The organism is Microcoleus sp. (genome assembly GCF_049646505.1).
GTDB lineage: Bacteria > Cyanobacteriota > Cyanobacteriia > Cyanobacteriales > Microcoleaceae > Microcoleus.
The window spans coordinates 1-16,099 of the sequence record NZ_JBARVX010000558.1 but is presented as its reverse complement, the minus strand read 5'-3'; the positions used below and the strand labels follow the sequence as shown (position 1 = coordinate 16,099).

Here is a 16,099-nt window from a genome sequence, read left to right as displayed (position 1 = left end):
ATTCGACGCAAGGGGATCGTAAACTCAACGGCAAATGGGCAATGTGTCCGCACAAATTGAGGTGGGTTCAAGACTATATCAACGATTATTTAGAACGGCAATTCAGTGTAGATGAACTGGCGGCGATCGCCCAACTCAGCCCCTACCACTTTTCCCGCGCTTTCAAACAATCTGTTGGTATCAGTCCGCACCAATACGTGATTCAACAGCGGGTAGAACGGGCAAAACAATTGCTGTTGCAAGGAAAGATGAGTTTGTCGGAAATTGCGATCGCCTGCGGATTTACTCATCAAAGCCATCTCAACCGCCACTTCAAACGCTTGACTGGAGTGACCCCCAAGACTTTACTCAAGTTATAGCAAGAATGTGCAAAAACCGCAATATCGTGCAAGATTCTTCTTCCAGTGCGTGCCACTATCAAACTAACTAATTAACTAGCAAAGGAGCCGTAATATGTTTCGTAAGCCCTTCAATAAGAAGTTACAATCTTTTCAATCGTCACTTGTGCAGTGCGAACTGAGCGATCGCGAACAAGAAAGAATTTGTGGCGGTCAAAACTCTAGACCTTACACGGGGCCAACAGCAGTTTCAGGTTGTTGGGGTCCCAACGATATGTTACCTCCCACTTCTGGTCAAGATCGGTGTTAGTAACTGCGGCAATTGGTTGTGAAATAAAAGCTGAATAGTTTGAGGAAAAAAACATGAAAACAACCCAAACAAAAATGGAAGCAATCCAAACAAACATGAACACAACGCTTTGGCATGAACTGGACGATCGAACCTCAGAAACCATTTCTGGCGGTGCACAGGCAGAGGGATGCCTGGCCTGGAGTATTCGTTTCGGTGATGTCACCCGAACGCCGCGATCCTCCGAAACCATCATAGAGGCTTATGTGATTTTGGGATTCCGTTCTGCTTCATAAATTCCTACAAGGAGGTTAAGTAACCATGCTGAATTTGTTCAAAACTCAAGTTCAATCTTCAAATCAAATTAAACTCTCTCAATCTCACGATCTTTGGAATGATTTGTCCTTAGATGAGTCTTCATCCTATATGGGAGGAAAATTGATTTGGAGGCAGTACGATCCACAATTTGGGTGGGGGTGGTGCCGGCGCGGACTGGACGGTTACAATCATTGTAGATACAGAGAGCCCGGTGTTGATTAGGCTGATGCTCTTTCAAAGGATGTAAAGTTATCGATCTGTTCGTCTGTCCCGAACATCGAGGCCGCAGAGTCGTAATGATTTGCTGGTATTACTCCTTACCAAGCTCCAGCCTGGTAACGCAGATAAGCGAGGCTGTGTCTCTGGCGAGTCAGCGAGGAATAGCCTCGCTTACATCCGCACTTTTTCTGTCGCGGTAAGGTGCGTCGCTATGGGATTTCTCCAAGCAGTGAGAACAGTCGATCGCGACGCACCCTACTTTCACTGCGATCGCCACCGACAGCAACGGCTATAAATCAAGGAGTTCTAACCAAATATAAAGGAGGTCAAGGGATCGTGCTTAATTTGTTCAAATCTCAAGCTCAATCTTCAAATCAAATTAAACTCTCTAAATCTCACCATCTTTGGAATAATTTGTCCTTAGATGAGTCTTCATCCTATGTAGGAGGAAAATTGATTTGGCAGAATGAACATCCAGTTTTTGGGACTGGTTGGTGTCGGCGCAGACTAGACGGTGGTACGACTTGTAGATACCCACAGCGCGGTGTTCCTTAGAGTGATGCTCTTTTACGGCTCTCCCGGATGTTGGGCGTCAAAAGTAGCGGTCGATAAAAATTTTATGGAGTGTGAAGGCCCACAACCTTGATGCAGACAGATTATCAGCTTGCGTTACCACCACAATTCCGAGAGAGCCAAATTGCACTTTTTCTTTCGCGGTAAGGTGCGTCGCTATGGGATTTCTCCAAGCAGCGAGAACAGTCTTCGCGACGCACCCTACTTTCACTTCAAAAACACGATGAGTTAACACAGGAGTAAATCTGATGAAAGCAATGCAGCCTAAGAAATCGCAAACCATACCAAACGATCCAAATCAAGCTTTATGGAAAGAAATCGGTGATGAGGTAGCTGCTCAAATAGGCGGCGGGGAAAGAGTGAAGGGATGGGGTTCATGCCAAGTACCTGGCAAATGTGAAGTAGGGTTGAAATTTACGATCTTCAGATTTTAGCAAGCATACTACTTAGCAAGCTAACTACGTGAAGGTCGCAGCTTGGCTTGGATGGTGGGCATTGCCCACCTACACAAAAGCTTGACAAATATTAGCACCCTAAAAACGAATCATCCAGACAGAAAAAAAATATTCAGGTTCGTTAATAAAAAGTATTTCTACATATTAGGGTGGCAGGATTTTTGCCAACAAAACCTTTTAATTACATTAGGGAGAAAGAGACTATGGCTAGTGTCAAAAATGTGATATATGGAACCGCAGCAAGCGAAAAAATTATTGGTAATGACACCCCTTTCTGGTCTATTGAAAACGGTCGGTATGTCCTCAGCTCAGCCGACGATATCATCTATGGCTTCGGCGGCAATGATGATTTAATTGGACAACGTGGTAATGACGAATTGTTTGGTGGTTCTGGCAATGATACTTTGGAAGGAAATGATGGTAATGACGAATTGTTTGGCGGTCCTGGCAACGATGAAATGTCTGGCGATGCTGGCAATGATTCAATGTCTGGCGAATCCGGCAACGACAGCATGAGTGGAGGACCTGGAAATGACACTTTAAATGGTGGCGACGGAAATGACTTCATGAATACGCAGGATGGTAACGACTTTTTAACAGGAGGAGATGGTGCAGACCAATTAAGGGGTGGAAATGACGCTGATACTCTTAATGGTGGGGCTGGTAACGACTTTTTACGCGGAGAAAATGGCAACGACAGCTTAGTAGGAGAAGCGGGTGATGACCAGTTGCAGGGTAACGAGAATAATGACAGCCTGGACGGTGGCATTGGTAATGACAATCTGTATGGTGGTTTTGGCACAGATACATTGATTGGTGGAGACGGTAATGACTGGATTCGTGGTGCTGATGGTGGTGCAAATGATATAAATACCAACCAATTCGACAGATTAACGGGAGGTGCTGGCGCAGATAACTTTGTTTTGGGAGATGCGTTATTTGTAAACAGTTGGCCGCATTATTTGGGGGTTGGTAACGCTATTATCACTGACTTCAACACCGCTGAAGACAGAATTCGTCTCTACGGTAATAGAGACAGCTACTCTCTTAATGCGAGCGGTCCTAATAATACCGGGATCTATTACCAGGGCGATCTGATTGCAGTCGTTCAAAACACAGCAAATCTGGATTTATCTCAGGATTATTTTGTTTTCTACCAAAACTTTCTGGTTAGAGCATAGCCCATAAACGGGCGACTTTAACTGAGTCTAAGAAATCCTTAATTATCACCATTTCATACCCAAGCGAAAGGGGATTTTTGGGGAGAGAAAACACGGGAAAGGGCGGGTTTGAGCAACCATATATATCGAACAGAAACCATCTGGTAAACCGCCCTCAGAAGCTCATATTTTTTTACAAGAATCCCAGGAGTTGAAAAATGCTTAAAAAACACAAAATAAATAATTCATTGCTGTCTGCCTTCGATTTTGTATCCCGCCAAGCACTTGTTGTTGAGTTAGGCGAAGAAAATGAGGAATTGCTGTCCGGAGGTCACACTGGTGAGGATATACTTCGCCCCCGATTGACCCGAAGAGATGTAGAACAAGTAACTGGCACGGGCAGTATAGCCAGTCAGTACGGAATTCGCAGTATTCCTACCTTAATGATTTGAAGAAAGGCCGATCGCTCGATTCGTAGCAAGAACGTGCAAAAACAGCAAAAATGTGCAAGACATTCAAGAGCGACCTCTGACATTGTTTAAGCCAGACAGAAAACCGATCGTTAAGTTTGAAGCAAAATGGAGGATTTGATGATGGAAATTCGAGAACTTTGGCAAGAATTAGATGCCCAACAAGCCGAAAATCTTTCAGGTGGGGCTGAGGGTTGCTTAGCTTGGAGTATTGGATTCTCCGATGTCGTTCGACCAAGCACCTCACAGGCTTCATCCTCTTTCACTTTCCATCCAGGAATTAGTTTGTCTAAAAGCTCAAATGTTCCACCGCAAGGAAAGATTAGGGGAACATTACTGTTCTGAGCGATCGCCTTTGAATGCCGCTATCGTATTTATGCGATCGCATCTCTCATAATTTGTCTGTTTGAAAAATCGGGAGGAGAAAAATGTTTCGCAAACACCAAACTAAAAATTCATCAAAATCAGTGTTGGATGTTCAGAAATTACATCCGCTAGTGATGGATTTAAACGAACAAGACCAAGAATCGATATCGGGTGGGGAATTAAAGCGTCTCCAAGAAGAGTTCGGGGCTGAGTTAGCGACTTTACGTGCGATCGCTCTCCCTTCTCTCCTTGGTCAAGTCAACAAGGCAAAAACTTAGTATCGGATACATCACAAAAAAGTTAAAAAATGTTTCGCAAACAGCAGATAAACAATCCATCAAAACCTGTTTTGAATGTCGAACAATTACAACAGCTAGTGGTGGAATTAAACGATCAAAATCAGGAGTCTATATCGGGTGGTATAAAATTCCCCTGCGATGGTCCAGGTCGCGGTGGAACCTGCGATATTAGTTTTTGAGTTTCCCCTATTTTATTTGCATCCCGGTGAACTGAAGCTCGTCCTTAACTTGTAAACCCACGCTCTCTAAAAGGAGGCTTGAAAAATGCTTAATAATAGTCCTTGGCTACGCGATCGCGCACTTGAAGATATCTCAGATATGGAAGCTGATTTAATCGCAGGCGGTCAAGTTATCGGCGTCGATCAACTTTTGGATGTTTCGCCTGCGATAACTAAACCCAATAAAAAACGGGCTATGAGTTCCACAAACTCAACCCAAATAGGATTGGCAGCACAGTTTCCTTTTATCCTCAACTTGGTACTCTTGTTCCCCAATCCTTTTGCTTCTTAAAAGAGTTCAAAAAGCAATGACTAACGAGGTTTTTCGTGACCGTAGAAAACAGGAAAATTTTTACTCTCAAACCCTTCTATTGCAAAATCTAGAAACCTGTGTGGAGTTGAGTGAAAGCGAACAGGAATTGATTAAAGGAGGTCAGAGGAGTCCGTCGTCAAGTCAGACGTTTTGGGGGGTAAGAACTGCGGGCGGACTTTGGACATTTTGGTGGGATCGCGCCACTAGAAAGTTTGGCTTTAGCTACCAGTGGACTTGAATTCAAAGCAGCCGTAAGGTGCCGAGTGCATACCCTACGTATCGAGTTGGTGCGTAAGTCCTGGCTTAGGAATCAAGGGATCGTTCGTTGCGGGGGGGCGGGTTTATGAGATGATGGCTCTCAGGCGATTATTGTTGGTAAAACCCGCCCTTACAATACCTTGCATTAATATCACAGATCGATCGTCCTCGATCTAACCAATAACTACTGCCAACTGCCAACTACCAGCTAGCAACTGACTAATGACTACTGACTAATGACTACTGACTCTTCTTTTGACTTTCTTCGTACTGCGAAACCGGATGAATTCTTGCCGCCCATCAGCCGCTGGATAACGGCGGGCGGATTATTTTTGTTGGCAACTTTTGGCGGGGCGATCGCCCTTGCTGCTGTCGCTAAATATAATGTTACCGTCAGAGCTCCCGCTACCGTCCGTCCTGCTGGTGAAATTCGCATTGTAGAAGCGGCGACAGCAGGCACGGTTAAAAGCATTCAAGTGAAAGAAAATCAGGCTGTCAAACAAGGAGATGCGATCGCCCTCATCGACTCTTCCCAACTTTTAACTAAACAAAGCCAACTGCAAGGAAATATCCAGCAAAACCAACTGCAACTGCGTCAAATTGCTGCTCAAATTAGCGCTTTAGACGATCGCCTAGCAGCGGAAACCCAGGCAATGGAAGGCGCAGTTGCCTCTGCCCAAGCAGGTTTAAGCCGCAGCCAGCGGGAATATGGAGAACGGCAAATTACCTCGCTGGCTGAAGTTGAAGCGGCTAAAGCTAACGTACAATTAGCTCAGTCGGAATGGGAAAAATCGCTGCCGGAATTGCAAAAAGAACAGGCTTCCTTGCAAACAGCCGCAGCAAATTTAAAGGCTGCCGAGGCAAATTTAAAAGCAGCCGTTTCTAAGCGCGATCGCTATCAGTCAATCCAAGAAACAGGCGCTATTTCGCTGGATTTAGTGGAGGAGACGAAACTTGCCGCACAGCAGCAAGAACAAGCCGTGGCAGGGCAAAAAGCCGCCGTAGAAGTGCAAAAAAAAGCTGTGGAAAGCCAAAGAAAAACCGTTGACAGGCAGCGACAAGCTGTTGAATTTTCTGCTGCTAAATTGAAAGTTGTTGAAGCTGCCTTGAATCCCAGTGGTGCACCCGTGGCGATCGCGCAACAGCAAATTGCTCAAGAAAAAGCCAAGGGTGAAGCAACTTTGGCAGCGTTGAAAAAAGAACGATTAGTTTCGATTCAGAGTCGCGCTGACATCCAAAATCAAATCAATCGCGATCGTCAAGAACTCAAACAAATTGATACCGAACTTGCAAAAAGTATTGTTCGTTCCCCAGTAGACGGCACTATTCTCAAACTGAATCTGCGAAATCCCGGACAAACTGCACAACTCGGTGCGGCAATCGCTCAAATTGCTCCCGCTAATGCTGCCATTGTCGTCAAAGCTCGCGTCGCCGCTCCCGATATTGGTAAAATTGCGATCGGTCAAACATCTATCCTGCGGATTTCTGCCTATCCCTATCCCGACTACGGGGTACTAGAAGGGAAAGTTAGTGCGATCGCACCCGATGCCATTGCTGGTGAAAATAACAGTCCGCCTTACTATGAAGTGACTGTTATTCCCCAAAGAACTTATTTAGTCAAGCGCGATCGGGCTATTAGCCAATCTGCCGATCAACAGTGCTGTCAGTATCATCTTCAAGCCGGAATGGAAGTTACAGCAGACATTATTTCTCGACAAGAAACGGTACTTACATTTATTTTCAGAAAAGCCAGGATGCTCGCCGATGTTTAACCAACTTTACCATCACCCATTAGTATATTTGATAATGTAATTCACCGCGACGTTCTTAGGGCGAGTTTCTGTACTGGTAGGCACGGCATCTTTACCTATCTTCAAGTTGGCCGGTTCACCAGTCAAATCAGGTATGGAAACGCAACTTGCATCAACGCGCTCAGCATTGCCGAAGCAGCGCCATTACCTAGCAATATTGCTGCCCTTGCTGTTGCCAGATTAGGCTTGTTTGCCTTCCCGATTAAGAAACAGCTAGGTTTTTTTTGCAGGGCTAGGTGTTGGAAGCGATCGCATTTTTCCAATAAGTGCGATCGCCTCCGATGTAGAAATTTATATTTTGCGGATTTAATAGTAAAATTTTGTCCTGACTGAAAACAACCAGGGTACAAGCCCCCGGATTCATCCGTAGGGTCGCTTTCTTAAATTCTCCTATTCTTCTATTCTTCTATTCTTCAATCTAAAATCTAAAATCTAAAATCGATCGGATTCATCCGTAGGGTCGCTTTCTTAAATTCTCCTATTCTTCTATTCTTCAATCTAAAATCGATTGACTGCCCTTAACACAAAAATAAAAATTATGCAAGTCACTCGATTATGTGACTGGTAACGAACAGCTAGCGACTGTTATTATACGACTTATGCAAAGACTGTACTTGTAGGGTGCAGCAAGCACCCTACAAGTACACATAGTGCCAAAATAGAAGGAATGCAGCGTAATACCAATTTTTTATGAGGCTATATAGAATCTGATCCCCCCTAACCCCCCGCCGGAGGGGGGGACAAGATTCTTCTCAAAGTCAACCCCTACTCCCCTTCTTAAGGGGGATTTAGGGGGATCGAGATATGTGCAACTTCACATTAAATTGGTATAAGTCCTCTACAAATGAGAATTTCGCAGCAATCAGATTAAGTCAGTTTTGTCACTTGCCCTTGCCAGCTTAGATTTGGAAAATGAAGCAGCCTTGGGATTAAATAACTCTCTTTTGCAACTAAACGCATTATCCAAAGCTAATTGACTTAACAAAAAAATACCGAGTTTCATCAGGAACAAGACAGCTTAATTTCGGCAATTAAACCTGAATAGGAATCAATGTCAGAAAAGCTGTCAGAGATTTCTCATCACAGTCAAACCGTCAAACACTCAATAAGAGGTATTTTATGTCTGAACAACCTAGTTTTCCCATCCCAGCAACTGCCCGGGGCGATGAAACAACAGGGCGTTACATTGTTACTTTCCGCGATGATGCGGTGAGAGAAGGGTTAGACCTCCTGAGCGACCAAGCTGGCATCACCGGACTGGCAAACGCTACCGATTTCCCGGAGTCTGCTCTAGACTTGAGCCAACTCGAAGCATCAGGGGGAGCGGTGTTCCCAACTCTCGGCGTGGCCGTCGTCTCCCTAGAGGAAGGGGCTTTCAGCAGCATCCTGACATCAGCGGGAGAGGATTCTGCGATTCTGGCGATCGAACCGGAGCGCACCTTTTACGCCATTGGCGATGGGTTGTCCGTGGACTATTTGCGGGGCTATCGCGATGCGGTGAATAACCTGTACGATAAAGCCACTACTACAGAGGTAGCAGCAATCGGGGCCCAAGAATGTTTTTCTGATGATATCGAATCTACTTGGGGTCTGAAGGCAACGAAGGTCATGAACTCTGTCTTGACTGGTAATGGAATGAAAGTTGCCGTGCTGGATACGGGGATGGATCTATTACATCCCGACTTCGTAGGCCGATCGATCGTATCGAAGTCCTTCGTGCCTGGGGAGGACGTACAAGATGGGAACGGTCATGGTACCCACTGCATTGGGACAGCGTGCGGGTTCAAGGATCTGAACGGCCGGCGGTACGGGATCGCTTACGAATCGACCATTTATGTCGGTAAAGTCTTGAGCAATGCCGGTAGCGGCGCTAGTGGCTGGATTCTCGCTGCGATGGAATGGGCGATCGTCAACGGGTGTCAAGTGATCTCGATGTCTTTAGGAAACGAGACTCCAACACCGTCTACTGCCTACGAAACTGTCGGCCGTCGGGCACTCGAAAATGGGTGTCTCATCGTGGCAGCCGCGGGCAACAATGGGCCAACCGGAAGAGTCGGACAACCAGCGAATAGCCCGTCGATTATGGCTGTTGCAGCCGTCGATAAATGCCTCCAAGTGGCTACGTTCTCGGCTACCTCTGGCGGATCTCTAGGGGCTAAAGTTAATATCGCCGCTCCAGGAGTGGAAGTATACTCATCAGTACCTGTGAATATAGGGCGTTATGCTGCTTTCAATGGCACCAGCATGGCTACCCCTCACGTAGCTGGGCTCGCTGCCCTGTATGCCCAATGGACTGGTAAACGAGGTTCTCAACTTTGGCAATTGCTAACTTCCCGTGCTGTGGCACTACCATTACCAAATGCTCGTGTCGGAAGTGGGTTGCTACAAGCTCCGTAATCACGACAGCGATCGAAATTAGGGAGCACTTCCTATCGGTAGAAGGAGGTTTTCTGTGTTCAGAAACCTCCCTCTATAAACATAATTCACTGAATTGAACTATACAGTAGGGACAATAGCTCAATGGATTTAGCCCAAAGGAGGCGGAATATGTCTGATGAACAAGTAGAGCGCATCATAGTAACTGTTGATGACCAAAACTTAGCGGTAATTCAATCGGTTGTCACTGGCTTAGAATCGGCGGGAATGAAAGTGGATGAGGTGCTACCTGTGATTGGTATCGTTACTGGAGAGGTTTCTCAATCGAAGCTAAAAGGACTAAGGAGCGTACCGGGCGTGGCTAGTGTCGAGATCGATCGAGAAATGCAGGCAATTTAAACGAATCAATCATTTAGGGGTTAGTAAATCCATTTTTGCCAAACCCAAATACCGAACACCTTCCGGCGTCACATCAAACCGACAAGGCAAAACTTCCACACCTTCAGCCACAGCCTGTCTGAACAATTGTCCGTAAAGGCGATCGGCACTATCGCCCGGAGCAAAATCCGTACAATCTCCGCGATTAATAAAATACAGCATTACAGCCCTCGAACCCTGCCGCACCACATCGATCAACTCTCTCAAATGTTTCTGTCCCCGCTCCGTCACTGTATCAGGAAATAAAGCTAATGTATCTTTGACCCAAGTTGTATTTTTCACTTCCAGAAAAATCTGTTTTTCTCCACCATTCAGCCAAAAATCAACACGACTTTTTTTATCGATACCGTAAACAACCTCCGGCTGAATTAAACTGTAATTGCCCAACTCAGGAAACAACCGCAACTCCAAAGCTAATTTAATCGCTCGATTTGGCAGCCCAGTATTAACTCCCACCCAAACAGGTACAGTATCGCAAACCTTAATTAATTCCCAAGTATAAGCCAACTTGCGTTTGGGATTGTCGCTAGCAGATACTAGGACAGGATTACCCGGAATCAAAACACCAGTCATCGGGCCAGTATTCGGACAGTGCGCGGTGATAATTTCTCCCGAATCTAATTCAATTTCGGCAAAAAAACGCTTGTACCGCTTGATTAAAGTGCCTGGTAATAAAGGCGGATATTTGTAAATTAAGTTAGTCATTAGTCATTAGTCATTGGTCATTAGTCATTAGTCATTAGTCATTGGTCATTAGTCATTAGTCATTGGTCATTAGTCATTGGTCATCTCAACTCCGGTAACAGCGGAATGATTCAGATATATAGTCTCTCCCTCGGCGTACTCTGTGTTCTCTGTGGTTAAATCATTCCGATGCTACCGAAAACGATATCATCGGTCATTAAACCTGCTACAACAAATGAAACTTATCTTGAATTGCATCTGCGTTAATCTGTGTTTATCCGCCTCGCATCTGCGGCTGCATAATCAATCAAAATTTTAGGCAATAAATCTCTGCACAAACTAACCTTGCTGAGGTTTCATCAACTGTTTCATCTGCGCTTTAAAAGCTTCCACAAGTTCGGGACTGGCTTGCGTTTGCTGCCAAGAAGGGCGGGAATTTAAGCGTTCCGACCAAGCCTGCAATTTGGGGTAATCGTCCAAAGACACGCCTAGTTCGGGCAGCCAAGGCACGGAAACACCCGCCACAACATCCGCGAGGGTAATCGCGCTGCTGCTGCCAAAAAAAGGTTTATCGCCCAACAAATCCTCAAAAAATCTCAGTACCGCCGCCACTTGCTGCCGACCTTTTTCCAGCTTTTCCGGGTCGCCTACACCACCGAAACTCTTGCGGACAAAGGGACTCAGCGCTGGTGTCAATTCGTTGACTGTGACCATTTGTACCATGCGGACGATCGCCAAATCCTTAGCATCTTGCGGCAACAGTGCGATCGCGGGATACTTAGCTTCCAGATAATCAAGAATTGCCAGCGTTTCTATTATATGAAAATCCCCATCACCTAAAACCGGGACGTGGTGAAAAGGGCTAATAGCCAAAAAATCCGGTTGAAACTGATCGCCGTTTAATTTGAGCGGCACTAATTCAAATTCAATCTCTTTTTCCAGCAAAGCAATCCAGACGCGACGAGAGTTAGTAGAGAGGGGATTGTGATAAAGTTTCAGCACAGTCATGCGATTTTAGATTTGAGATTTTAGATTGAAATATCATAGCATAAAAGATTTGTGGTAAAGACTTTAATCCTGCATTCTTTGTTTCATATCCTTTGCAGCTAAAGCATAACCTCCATCAGCACCGTCTATAAAATGTACTTGGCGGCCGTTGCGTTCAAACACTAAGCAAGTCATCAACGCTCTGTCAGCAACGTGCAAACCGTAAACCAGCTTGCCTTCTCGGTAATTCTTTTCCAAGTACCGCGTCAATTTTTTTCGCCGCCACTCATTGCCCGAAATTACCATTTTCAACATATCATCAAATTTGCGGTAATCCGTAGCTGCGATCGCAATATCTTTATAAACTCCCCAATCTAACTCTTCTGTCTTAACTTTCAAATTCATTAGCAGCGAACCAACCGCCGTCTCTAACTGTATTTTTGATAAATATAACTGGCGGTCTAACCAACTAGCATTGCTCGCCCTCACTAAAGTTTCTTTAATCAGCTTTGTGCTATTCAATGTCAATTTTAGATTTTCCCGATCGATCGGATTTAAAGAATTTTCTTTGCCGTAAATGTATTCTATTTTTTTGATAATTTTTCTATAAAATTGATGGCTCTGCTGACCAAAATCTTCTCGCACCATTACCAGCAGCGTTACTATTTCCCCGTACTTGCTGGGAATATCCTGCCACCGGCACTCCAATCCCGAAAAATCGGCTGTTGGAGAAACGCCATTATTTTTATTTTTAAAAGAGTAAGCTTTTCCAGCAACAGGGTCTTTAATAAGTTCAGTAGCACGGGTTAAGCCGCCGCCAATAAAAACAGCTTGGCTGTAATTTTCCGAAACTTTAAACTTAGCTATTTTAACCGGAAAATTAGCTGCTACCACAACTTTAACCGGCACTGCCCCAACTCGCAAATCCATATCAAATTCAGTCTTCGCCAGTTGTTGAATGGCAAGCAAAGCAATTTTAGCAGCGGGTAAAAGCGATGGCCCCATCAACAGAGAAGCGCCGTCGCCACCGAAGACAAACGGAATTTCAATTGGGGTAGCTGCATTCAAAACCGCAACGATCGAACAAGCCCCCAATAAATTAACTTCTTTGTATTTCCCAGATTCAATCGCTTTGGTAGAACCGCGAATATCTGTGACAATAATGTACCAATCATCAGGTACGTCAACAAAATTACCCAAATCTGTAATCTTGATAAAATTGTCCAGTAAAGGCAATTCGGAATAGAAGTTTTCTGAATTCATGCTATGATTTTCCCGATTCGCTATTAAACTTAGTGAAGCCTTTTAGCACTAGCGTTTGTAACTATTTGTGTCTGAACCGCAGAAGCCCTCTCGTTCCCTAGCGGGGATTGCCGGCATTGTCGCAGTCGCCACTCTGATTAGCAAAGTCTTCGGCTTAGTGCGCCAAATTGCGATCGCCGCAGCCTTTGGAGTCGGTGTCGCCGTCGATGCCTACAATTATGCCTACGTCATCCCCGGTTTCTTATTTATTTTGCTCGGAGGCATCAACGGGCCATTTCACAGCGCCATAGTCAGCGTTTTAGCCCGCCGCGACAAAAAAGAAGCTGCACCCTTAGTCGAGACTATCACCACCTTAGTCGGCGGCATACTGTTGTTAGTAACAGTTGCTTTAATTATTTTTGCCGATCCGCTGATCGATTTGGTAGCACCGGGATTAAATAGAACAGCAGAAGGCTTAGAAATCAAAGCAATTGCTGTCCAACAATTTCGGATCATGGCGCCGATGGCGTTACTTTCAGGCTTGATCGGTATTGGTTTCGGCACTCTCAACGCCGCCGATATGTACTGGCTTCCTTCGATTAGTCCTTTATTTTCTAGCGTGGCACTTGTCGGCGGTTTGGGGATTCTGGCACTGCAACTCGGAGACAAAATTATTCAGCCTGAATACGCACTAATGGGCGGCTTAGTGTTAGCTTGGGGAACTTTAGCGGGAGCAGTTTTGCAGTGGTTGGTGCAACTGGCGGCGCAGTGGCGCGCGGGCTTGGGAAAATTGCGTTTGCGGTTTAATTTTAAACTGCCTGGAGTGCAAGAAGTAGTTAAGGTGATGGTTCCTGCTACCTTATCATCGGGAATGCTGCAAATTAATGTCTATACTGACCTATTTTTCGCATCCTACATCCCTCAAGCTGCCTCTGCTATGAGTTACAGCGGCTTGTTAGTTATGACTCCTTTAGGCATCATTTCTAATGTGATTTTAGTGCCATTTTTGCCAATTTTTTCTCGCCTCACCGAACCCAAAGACTGGTTGGAATTAAAAGATAGAATTCGTCAATCTTTAATTTTGACTGGGCTGACGATGCTGCCGCTGAGTGCTTTAATGGTGACGCTAGCTACACCCATCGTCCGCATTGTTTACGAACGCTATGCTTTCGATCGATCGGCCTCACAGTTTGTCGCGCCCCTACTGATGGCTTACAGTATTGGAATGTTTGTGTATTTGGGCCGCGACGTTTTGGTACGGGTATTTTACGCTTTGGGAGATGGAGAAACGCCTTTTCGGATCAGTATTATCAATATTTTTTTGAACGGCTTGTTGGATTATTTGTTAGTAGGAGCTCTCGGCGCACCAGGATTAGTTCTGTCCACGGTAGGAGTGAATATTGTTTCGATGATTATGCTTTTGTACTTATTAGACAAAAAGCTGGGCGGCTTGCCTTGGCGGGAGTGGAGTTTGCCTTTTCTGGGGTTAGCTTCTGGGAGTTCTCTAACTGCTTTCGTGTCTTTGGCTACTCTGCAAGGCTGTCAAAGAATTTTGGGTACTGAAGGTTTGGTAGTTCAATTAGTGGAGTTGAGTGTGGCAAGTTTCGCTGGGTTGGGAGTTTTTGTAATTTTTGTGAATCAGATGAAGTTGCCGGAAGTTGATATGTTTGTCGATCGCATTCGGGGACGTTTTGGCAAATAAATATCATAAATTTGCGGCAGATTCCAGGAATTGAGACAAAGTGCGATCGCCCTTAAACCCAAATCAACAATTATCCGCGTCCATCCGCGTCCATCCGCCCGCATCTGCGGTTAAAAATTCCCCAATAATTCAATACGGTTCACTTAACATATTTATGCGCCGGAGATCCCCCTAAATCCCCCTTAAGAAGGGGGACTCTGAGGGCATTCTTGTCCCCCCCTTTTTAAGGGGGGTTAGGGGGGATCGTCTTAAGTAAACCGTATTCCCCAATAATTAACAACGGCGATGTCTAGATTGTAAAGATATCGTCAACCTTAATGCTGTCTGGCAAAACAGCCAATAAAATTCTTACAAAAAAAATACGCCCTCATACCCACAGCCTCTGAGGGAGGTCTAAATTATGTCCACATGGAAAAGATCCGACTTTTCCGACTTTAAGATCCGACTTTTCCGACTTTACAGAGGCAGAGGCCGGAAGCAATGATAGAGACAGGGAAAGTAAACCCGCGATGTCTAGATTGTAAAGATATCGTAAACCAGCAGAGTTGTGTTGCGGAGTATAAATAAAAATATTCTATAAAAGATATGTCTTTAGGATGATACATTTGGATTGCATCTAATGTATGAGAAACGCATTCCCCCACAAAGCCAGTGAAAGCCGGCTTCATATCAGGACTACCCCGCTCAGGGTCTACTTTGCTGGCTGCACTACTACGACAAAATCCCCGGTTTCACAGCGCTATGACTTCCCGTGTTGGGAGTTTAGCCGATCGAATGCTATCAGCCGTGAGCGAAGACAATCAGTGTTCCGTGTTCATTTCCCATGAACAAAAACTGGCGCTAATTTGAAGCAATAGGACTAATAAATTCTTCAGTCTTCATAGCGAGGACTTAAGCTTTGATGCGGGGATTCAACCCCTGCCGGACTTGTATGTAAACAATAGATATAAAGGATTTCCGCAATTATGAACTTATCAACTATGAACAAGCAAATCATTTTCGTAGACTCTTCTGTACAAGATTATCAAAGCCTGATCCAAGGCATCGATCCCGCTCAAATTGTGATTTTAAATGAAAATTTGAGCGGCATTGAACAAATTACAAATGCCTTAGCAAATCAACAAGATATTGAAGCCGTACATATCCTTTCTCACGGCAGCCCAGGCAGTTTAAAACTCGGTGCAGACGTACTCAATGAGAAAGACATAGAAAATTTCAGCACTGGGATCAAACAGTGGGGAAATGCCTTAACAGAAAATGGCGATATCCACCTCTACGGATGCGATGTAGCCGCAGGAGAAACAGGAATCAAATTTGTTAAAGAACTGAGCGAATTAACAAAAGCCGATGTAGCAGCATCGAATAATATTACAGGCAATGCAGAATTAGGAGGCGACTGGAACTTAGAAGTAGAAACAGGCACGATAGAAACATCAATACCGTTTAATTCTGAAAGCCTCAAAACTTACAGCCACATCCTAGCCACCGCCAACCCAGACACCAAAGCCGTTACAGTCAACTCGCCCTCTGTCAGCATCGACGTACTCGCCAACGACACAGCCATCGGGCGCGCCTCAGTACAA

Annotated in this window: 20 protein-coding genes; 16 read left to right on the top strand and 4 right to left on the bottom strand. The window is 45.1% G+C overall.

Going from position 1 to position 16,099, the window contains the following annotated elements; translation table 11 throughout:
• From WBA89_RS26310 to WBA89_RS26260, 11 genes are all read left to right on the top strand, one after another.
• The coding region (locus tag WBA89_RS26310; RefSeq protein WP_424410594.1) for a helix-turn-helix domain-containing protein at positions 1 to 359 on the top strand (359 nt) is incomplete at its 5' end.
• Between the two features lie 342 nt (positions 360 to 701).
• Positions 702 to 923 (top strand): hypothetical protein, encoded by a 222-nt coding sequence (locus WBA89_RS26305; protein WP_424410592.1) that lies wholly within the window; start codon positions 702 to 704, stop codon positions 921 to 923.
• A 323-nt stretch (positions 924 to 1,246) separates the two neighbouring features.
• The gene (locus WBA89_RS26300; RefSeq protein ID WP_424410591.1) at positions 1,247 to 1,459 is read left to right on the top strand and encodes a hypothetical protein; all 213 of its coding nucleotides are present in this window, start codon (positions 1,247 to 1,249) and stop codon (positions 1,457 to 1,459) included.
• Positions 1,460 to 1,985: 526 nt separating this feature from the next.
• A complete protein-coding gene (locus WBA89_RS26295) occupies positions 1,986 to 2,171 on the top strand; it encodes a hypothetical protein (RefSeq protein ID WP_424410589.1) in 186 nt (61 codons plus the stop codon).
• A gap of 224 nt (positions 2,172 to 2,395) precedes the next feature.
• Positions 2,396 to 3,373 (top strand): calcium-binding protein, encoded by a 978-nt coding sequence (locus tag WBA89_RS26290; protein ID WP_424410588.1) that lies wholly within the window; start codon positions 2,396 to 2,398, stop codon positions 3,371 to 3,373.
• A gap of 197 nt (positions 3,374 to 3,570) precedes the next feature.
• On the top strand, positions 3,571 to 3,804 hold the full coding sequence (locus WBA89_RS26285; RefSeq protein WP_424410586.1) for a hypothetical protein: 234 nt from the start codon (positions 3,571 to 3,573) through the stop codon (positions 3,802 to 3,804).
• 138 nt (positions 3,805 to 3,942) lie between these two features.
• Positions 3,943 to 4,167: a hypothetical protein gene (locus WBA89_RS26280; protein ID WP_424410585.1), complete on the top strand. Its 225-nt coding sequence runs from the start codon at positions 3,943 to 3,945 to the stop codon at positions 4,165 to 4,167.
• Positions 4,168 to 4,250: 83 nt separating this feature from the next.
• Positions 4,251 to 4,466 (top strand): hypothetical protein, encoded by a 216-nt coding sequence (locus WBA89_RS26275; RefSeq protein ID WP_424410583.1) that lies wholly within the window; start codon positions 4,251 to 4,253, stop codon positions 4,464 to 4,466.
• Between the two features lie 29 nt (positions 4,467 to 4,495).
• Positions 4,496 to 4,666, top strand: a complete 171-nt coding sequence (locus tag WBA89_RS26270; protein WP_424410581.1) for a hypothetical protein — start codon at positions 4,496 to 4,498, stop codon at positions 4,664 to 4,666.
• Positions 4,667 to 4,751: 85 nt separating this feature from the next.
• Positions 4,752 to 4,997, top strand: a complete 246-nt coding sequence (locus tag WBA89_RS26265) for a hypothetical protein (protein ID WP_424410579.1) — start codon at positions 4,752 to 4,754, stop codon at positions 4,995 to 4,997.
• A gap of 515 nt (positions 4,998 to 5,512) precedes the next feature.
• A complete protein-coding gene (locus WBA89_RS26260) occupies positions 5,513 to 7,048 on the top strand; it encodes an HlyD family efflux transporter periplasmic adaptor subunit (RefSeq protein ID WP_424410578.1) in 1,536 nt (511 codons plus the stop codon).
• Between the two features lie 271 nt (positions 7,049 to 7,319).
• Here the strand turns inward: WBA89_RS26260 and WBA89_RS26255 are convergent, their stop codons facing one another.
• On the bottom strand, positions 7,320 to 7,451 hold the full coding sequence (locus WBA89_RS26255; protein ID WP_424410577.1) for a hypothetical protein: 132 nt from the start codon (positions 7,449 to 7,451) through the stop codon (positions 7,320 to 7,322).
• A gap of 755 nt (positions 7,452 to 8,206) precedes the next feature.
• Here WBA89_RS26255 and WBA89_RS26250 point away from each other — a divergent pair.
• Positions 8,207 to 9,484, top strand: a complete 1,278-nt coding sequence (locus tag WBA89_RS26250) for a S8 family serine peptidase (protein ID WP_424410575.1) — start codon at positions 8,207 to 8,209, stop codon at positions 9,482 to 9,484.
• A gap of 123 nt (positions 9,485 to 9,607) precedes the next feature.
• Positions 9,608 to 9,862, top strand: a complete 255-nt coding sequence (locus WBA89_RS26245) for a hypothetical protein (RefSeq protein WP_424410573.1) — start codon at positions 9,608 to 9,610, stop codon at positions 9,860 to 9,862.
• 9 nt (positions 9,863 to 9,871) lie between these two features.
• Here WBA89_RS26245 and sfsA read toward each other — a convergent pair whose 3' ends face one another.
• From sfsA to WBA89_RS26230, 3 genes are all read right to left on the bottom strand, one after another.
• Positions 9,872 to 10,606 carry a DNA/RNA nuclease SfsA gene (sfsA, locus tag WBA89_RS26240; protein WP_424410572.1) on the bottom strand — a complete coding sequence of 245 codons (735 nt, stop codon included), beginning with the start codon at positions 10,604 to 10,606 and terminating at the stop codon, positions 9,872 to 9,874.
• A gap of 318 nt (positions 10,607 to 10,924) precedes the next feature.
• Positions 10,925 to 11,593 carry a glutathione S-transferase family protein gene (locus tag WBA89_RS26235; protein WP_424410571.1) on the bottom strand — a complete coding sequence of 223 codons (669 nt, stop codon included), beginning with the start codon at positions 11,591 to 11,593 and terminating at the stop codon, positions 10,925 to 10,927.
• A gap of 63 nt (positions 11,594 to 11,656) precedes the next feature.
• Positions 11,657 to 12,835: a DUF3095 domain-containing protein gene (locus WBA89_RS26230; protein ID WP_424410570.1), complete on the bottom strand. Its 1,179-nt coding sequence runs from the start codon at positions 12,833 to 12,835 to the stop codon at positions 11,657 to 11,659.
• A 67-nt stretch (positions 12,836 to 12,902) separates the two neighbouring features.
• Here WBA89_RS26230 and murJ point away from each other — a divergent pair, with 67 nt between their 5' ends.
• The 3 genes from murJ to WBA89_RS26215 all read left to right on the top strand — a co-directional run.
• On the top strand, positions 12,903 to 14,516 hold the full coding sequence (gene murJ, locus WBA89_RS26225; protein WP_424410569.1) for a murein biosynthesis integral membrane protein MurJ: 1,614 nt from the start codon (positions 12,903 to 12,905) through the stop codon (positions 14,514 to 14,516).
• Between the two features lie 651 nt (positions 14,517 to 15,167).
• On the top strand, positions 15,168 to 15,365 hold the full coding sequence (locus WBA89_RS26220; protein ID WP_424410568.1) for a sulfotransferase: 198 nt from the start codon (positions 15,168 to 15,170) through the stop codon (positions 15,363 to 15,365).
• 116 nt (positions 15,366 to 15,481) lie between these two features.
• The coding region (locus WBA89_RS26215; protein WP_424410567.1) for a DUF4347 domain-containing protein at positions 15,482 to 16,099 on the top strand (618 nt) is incomplete at its 3' end.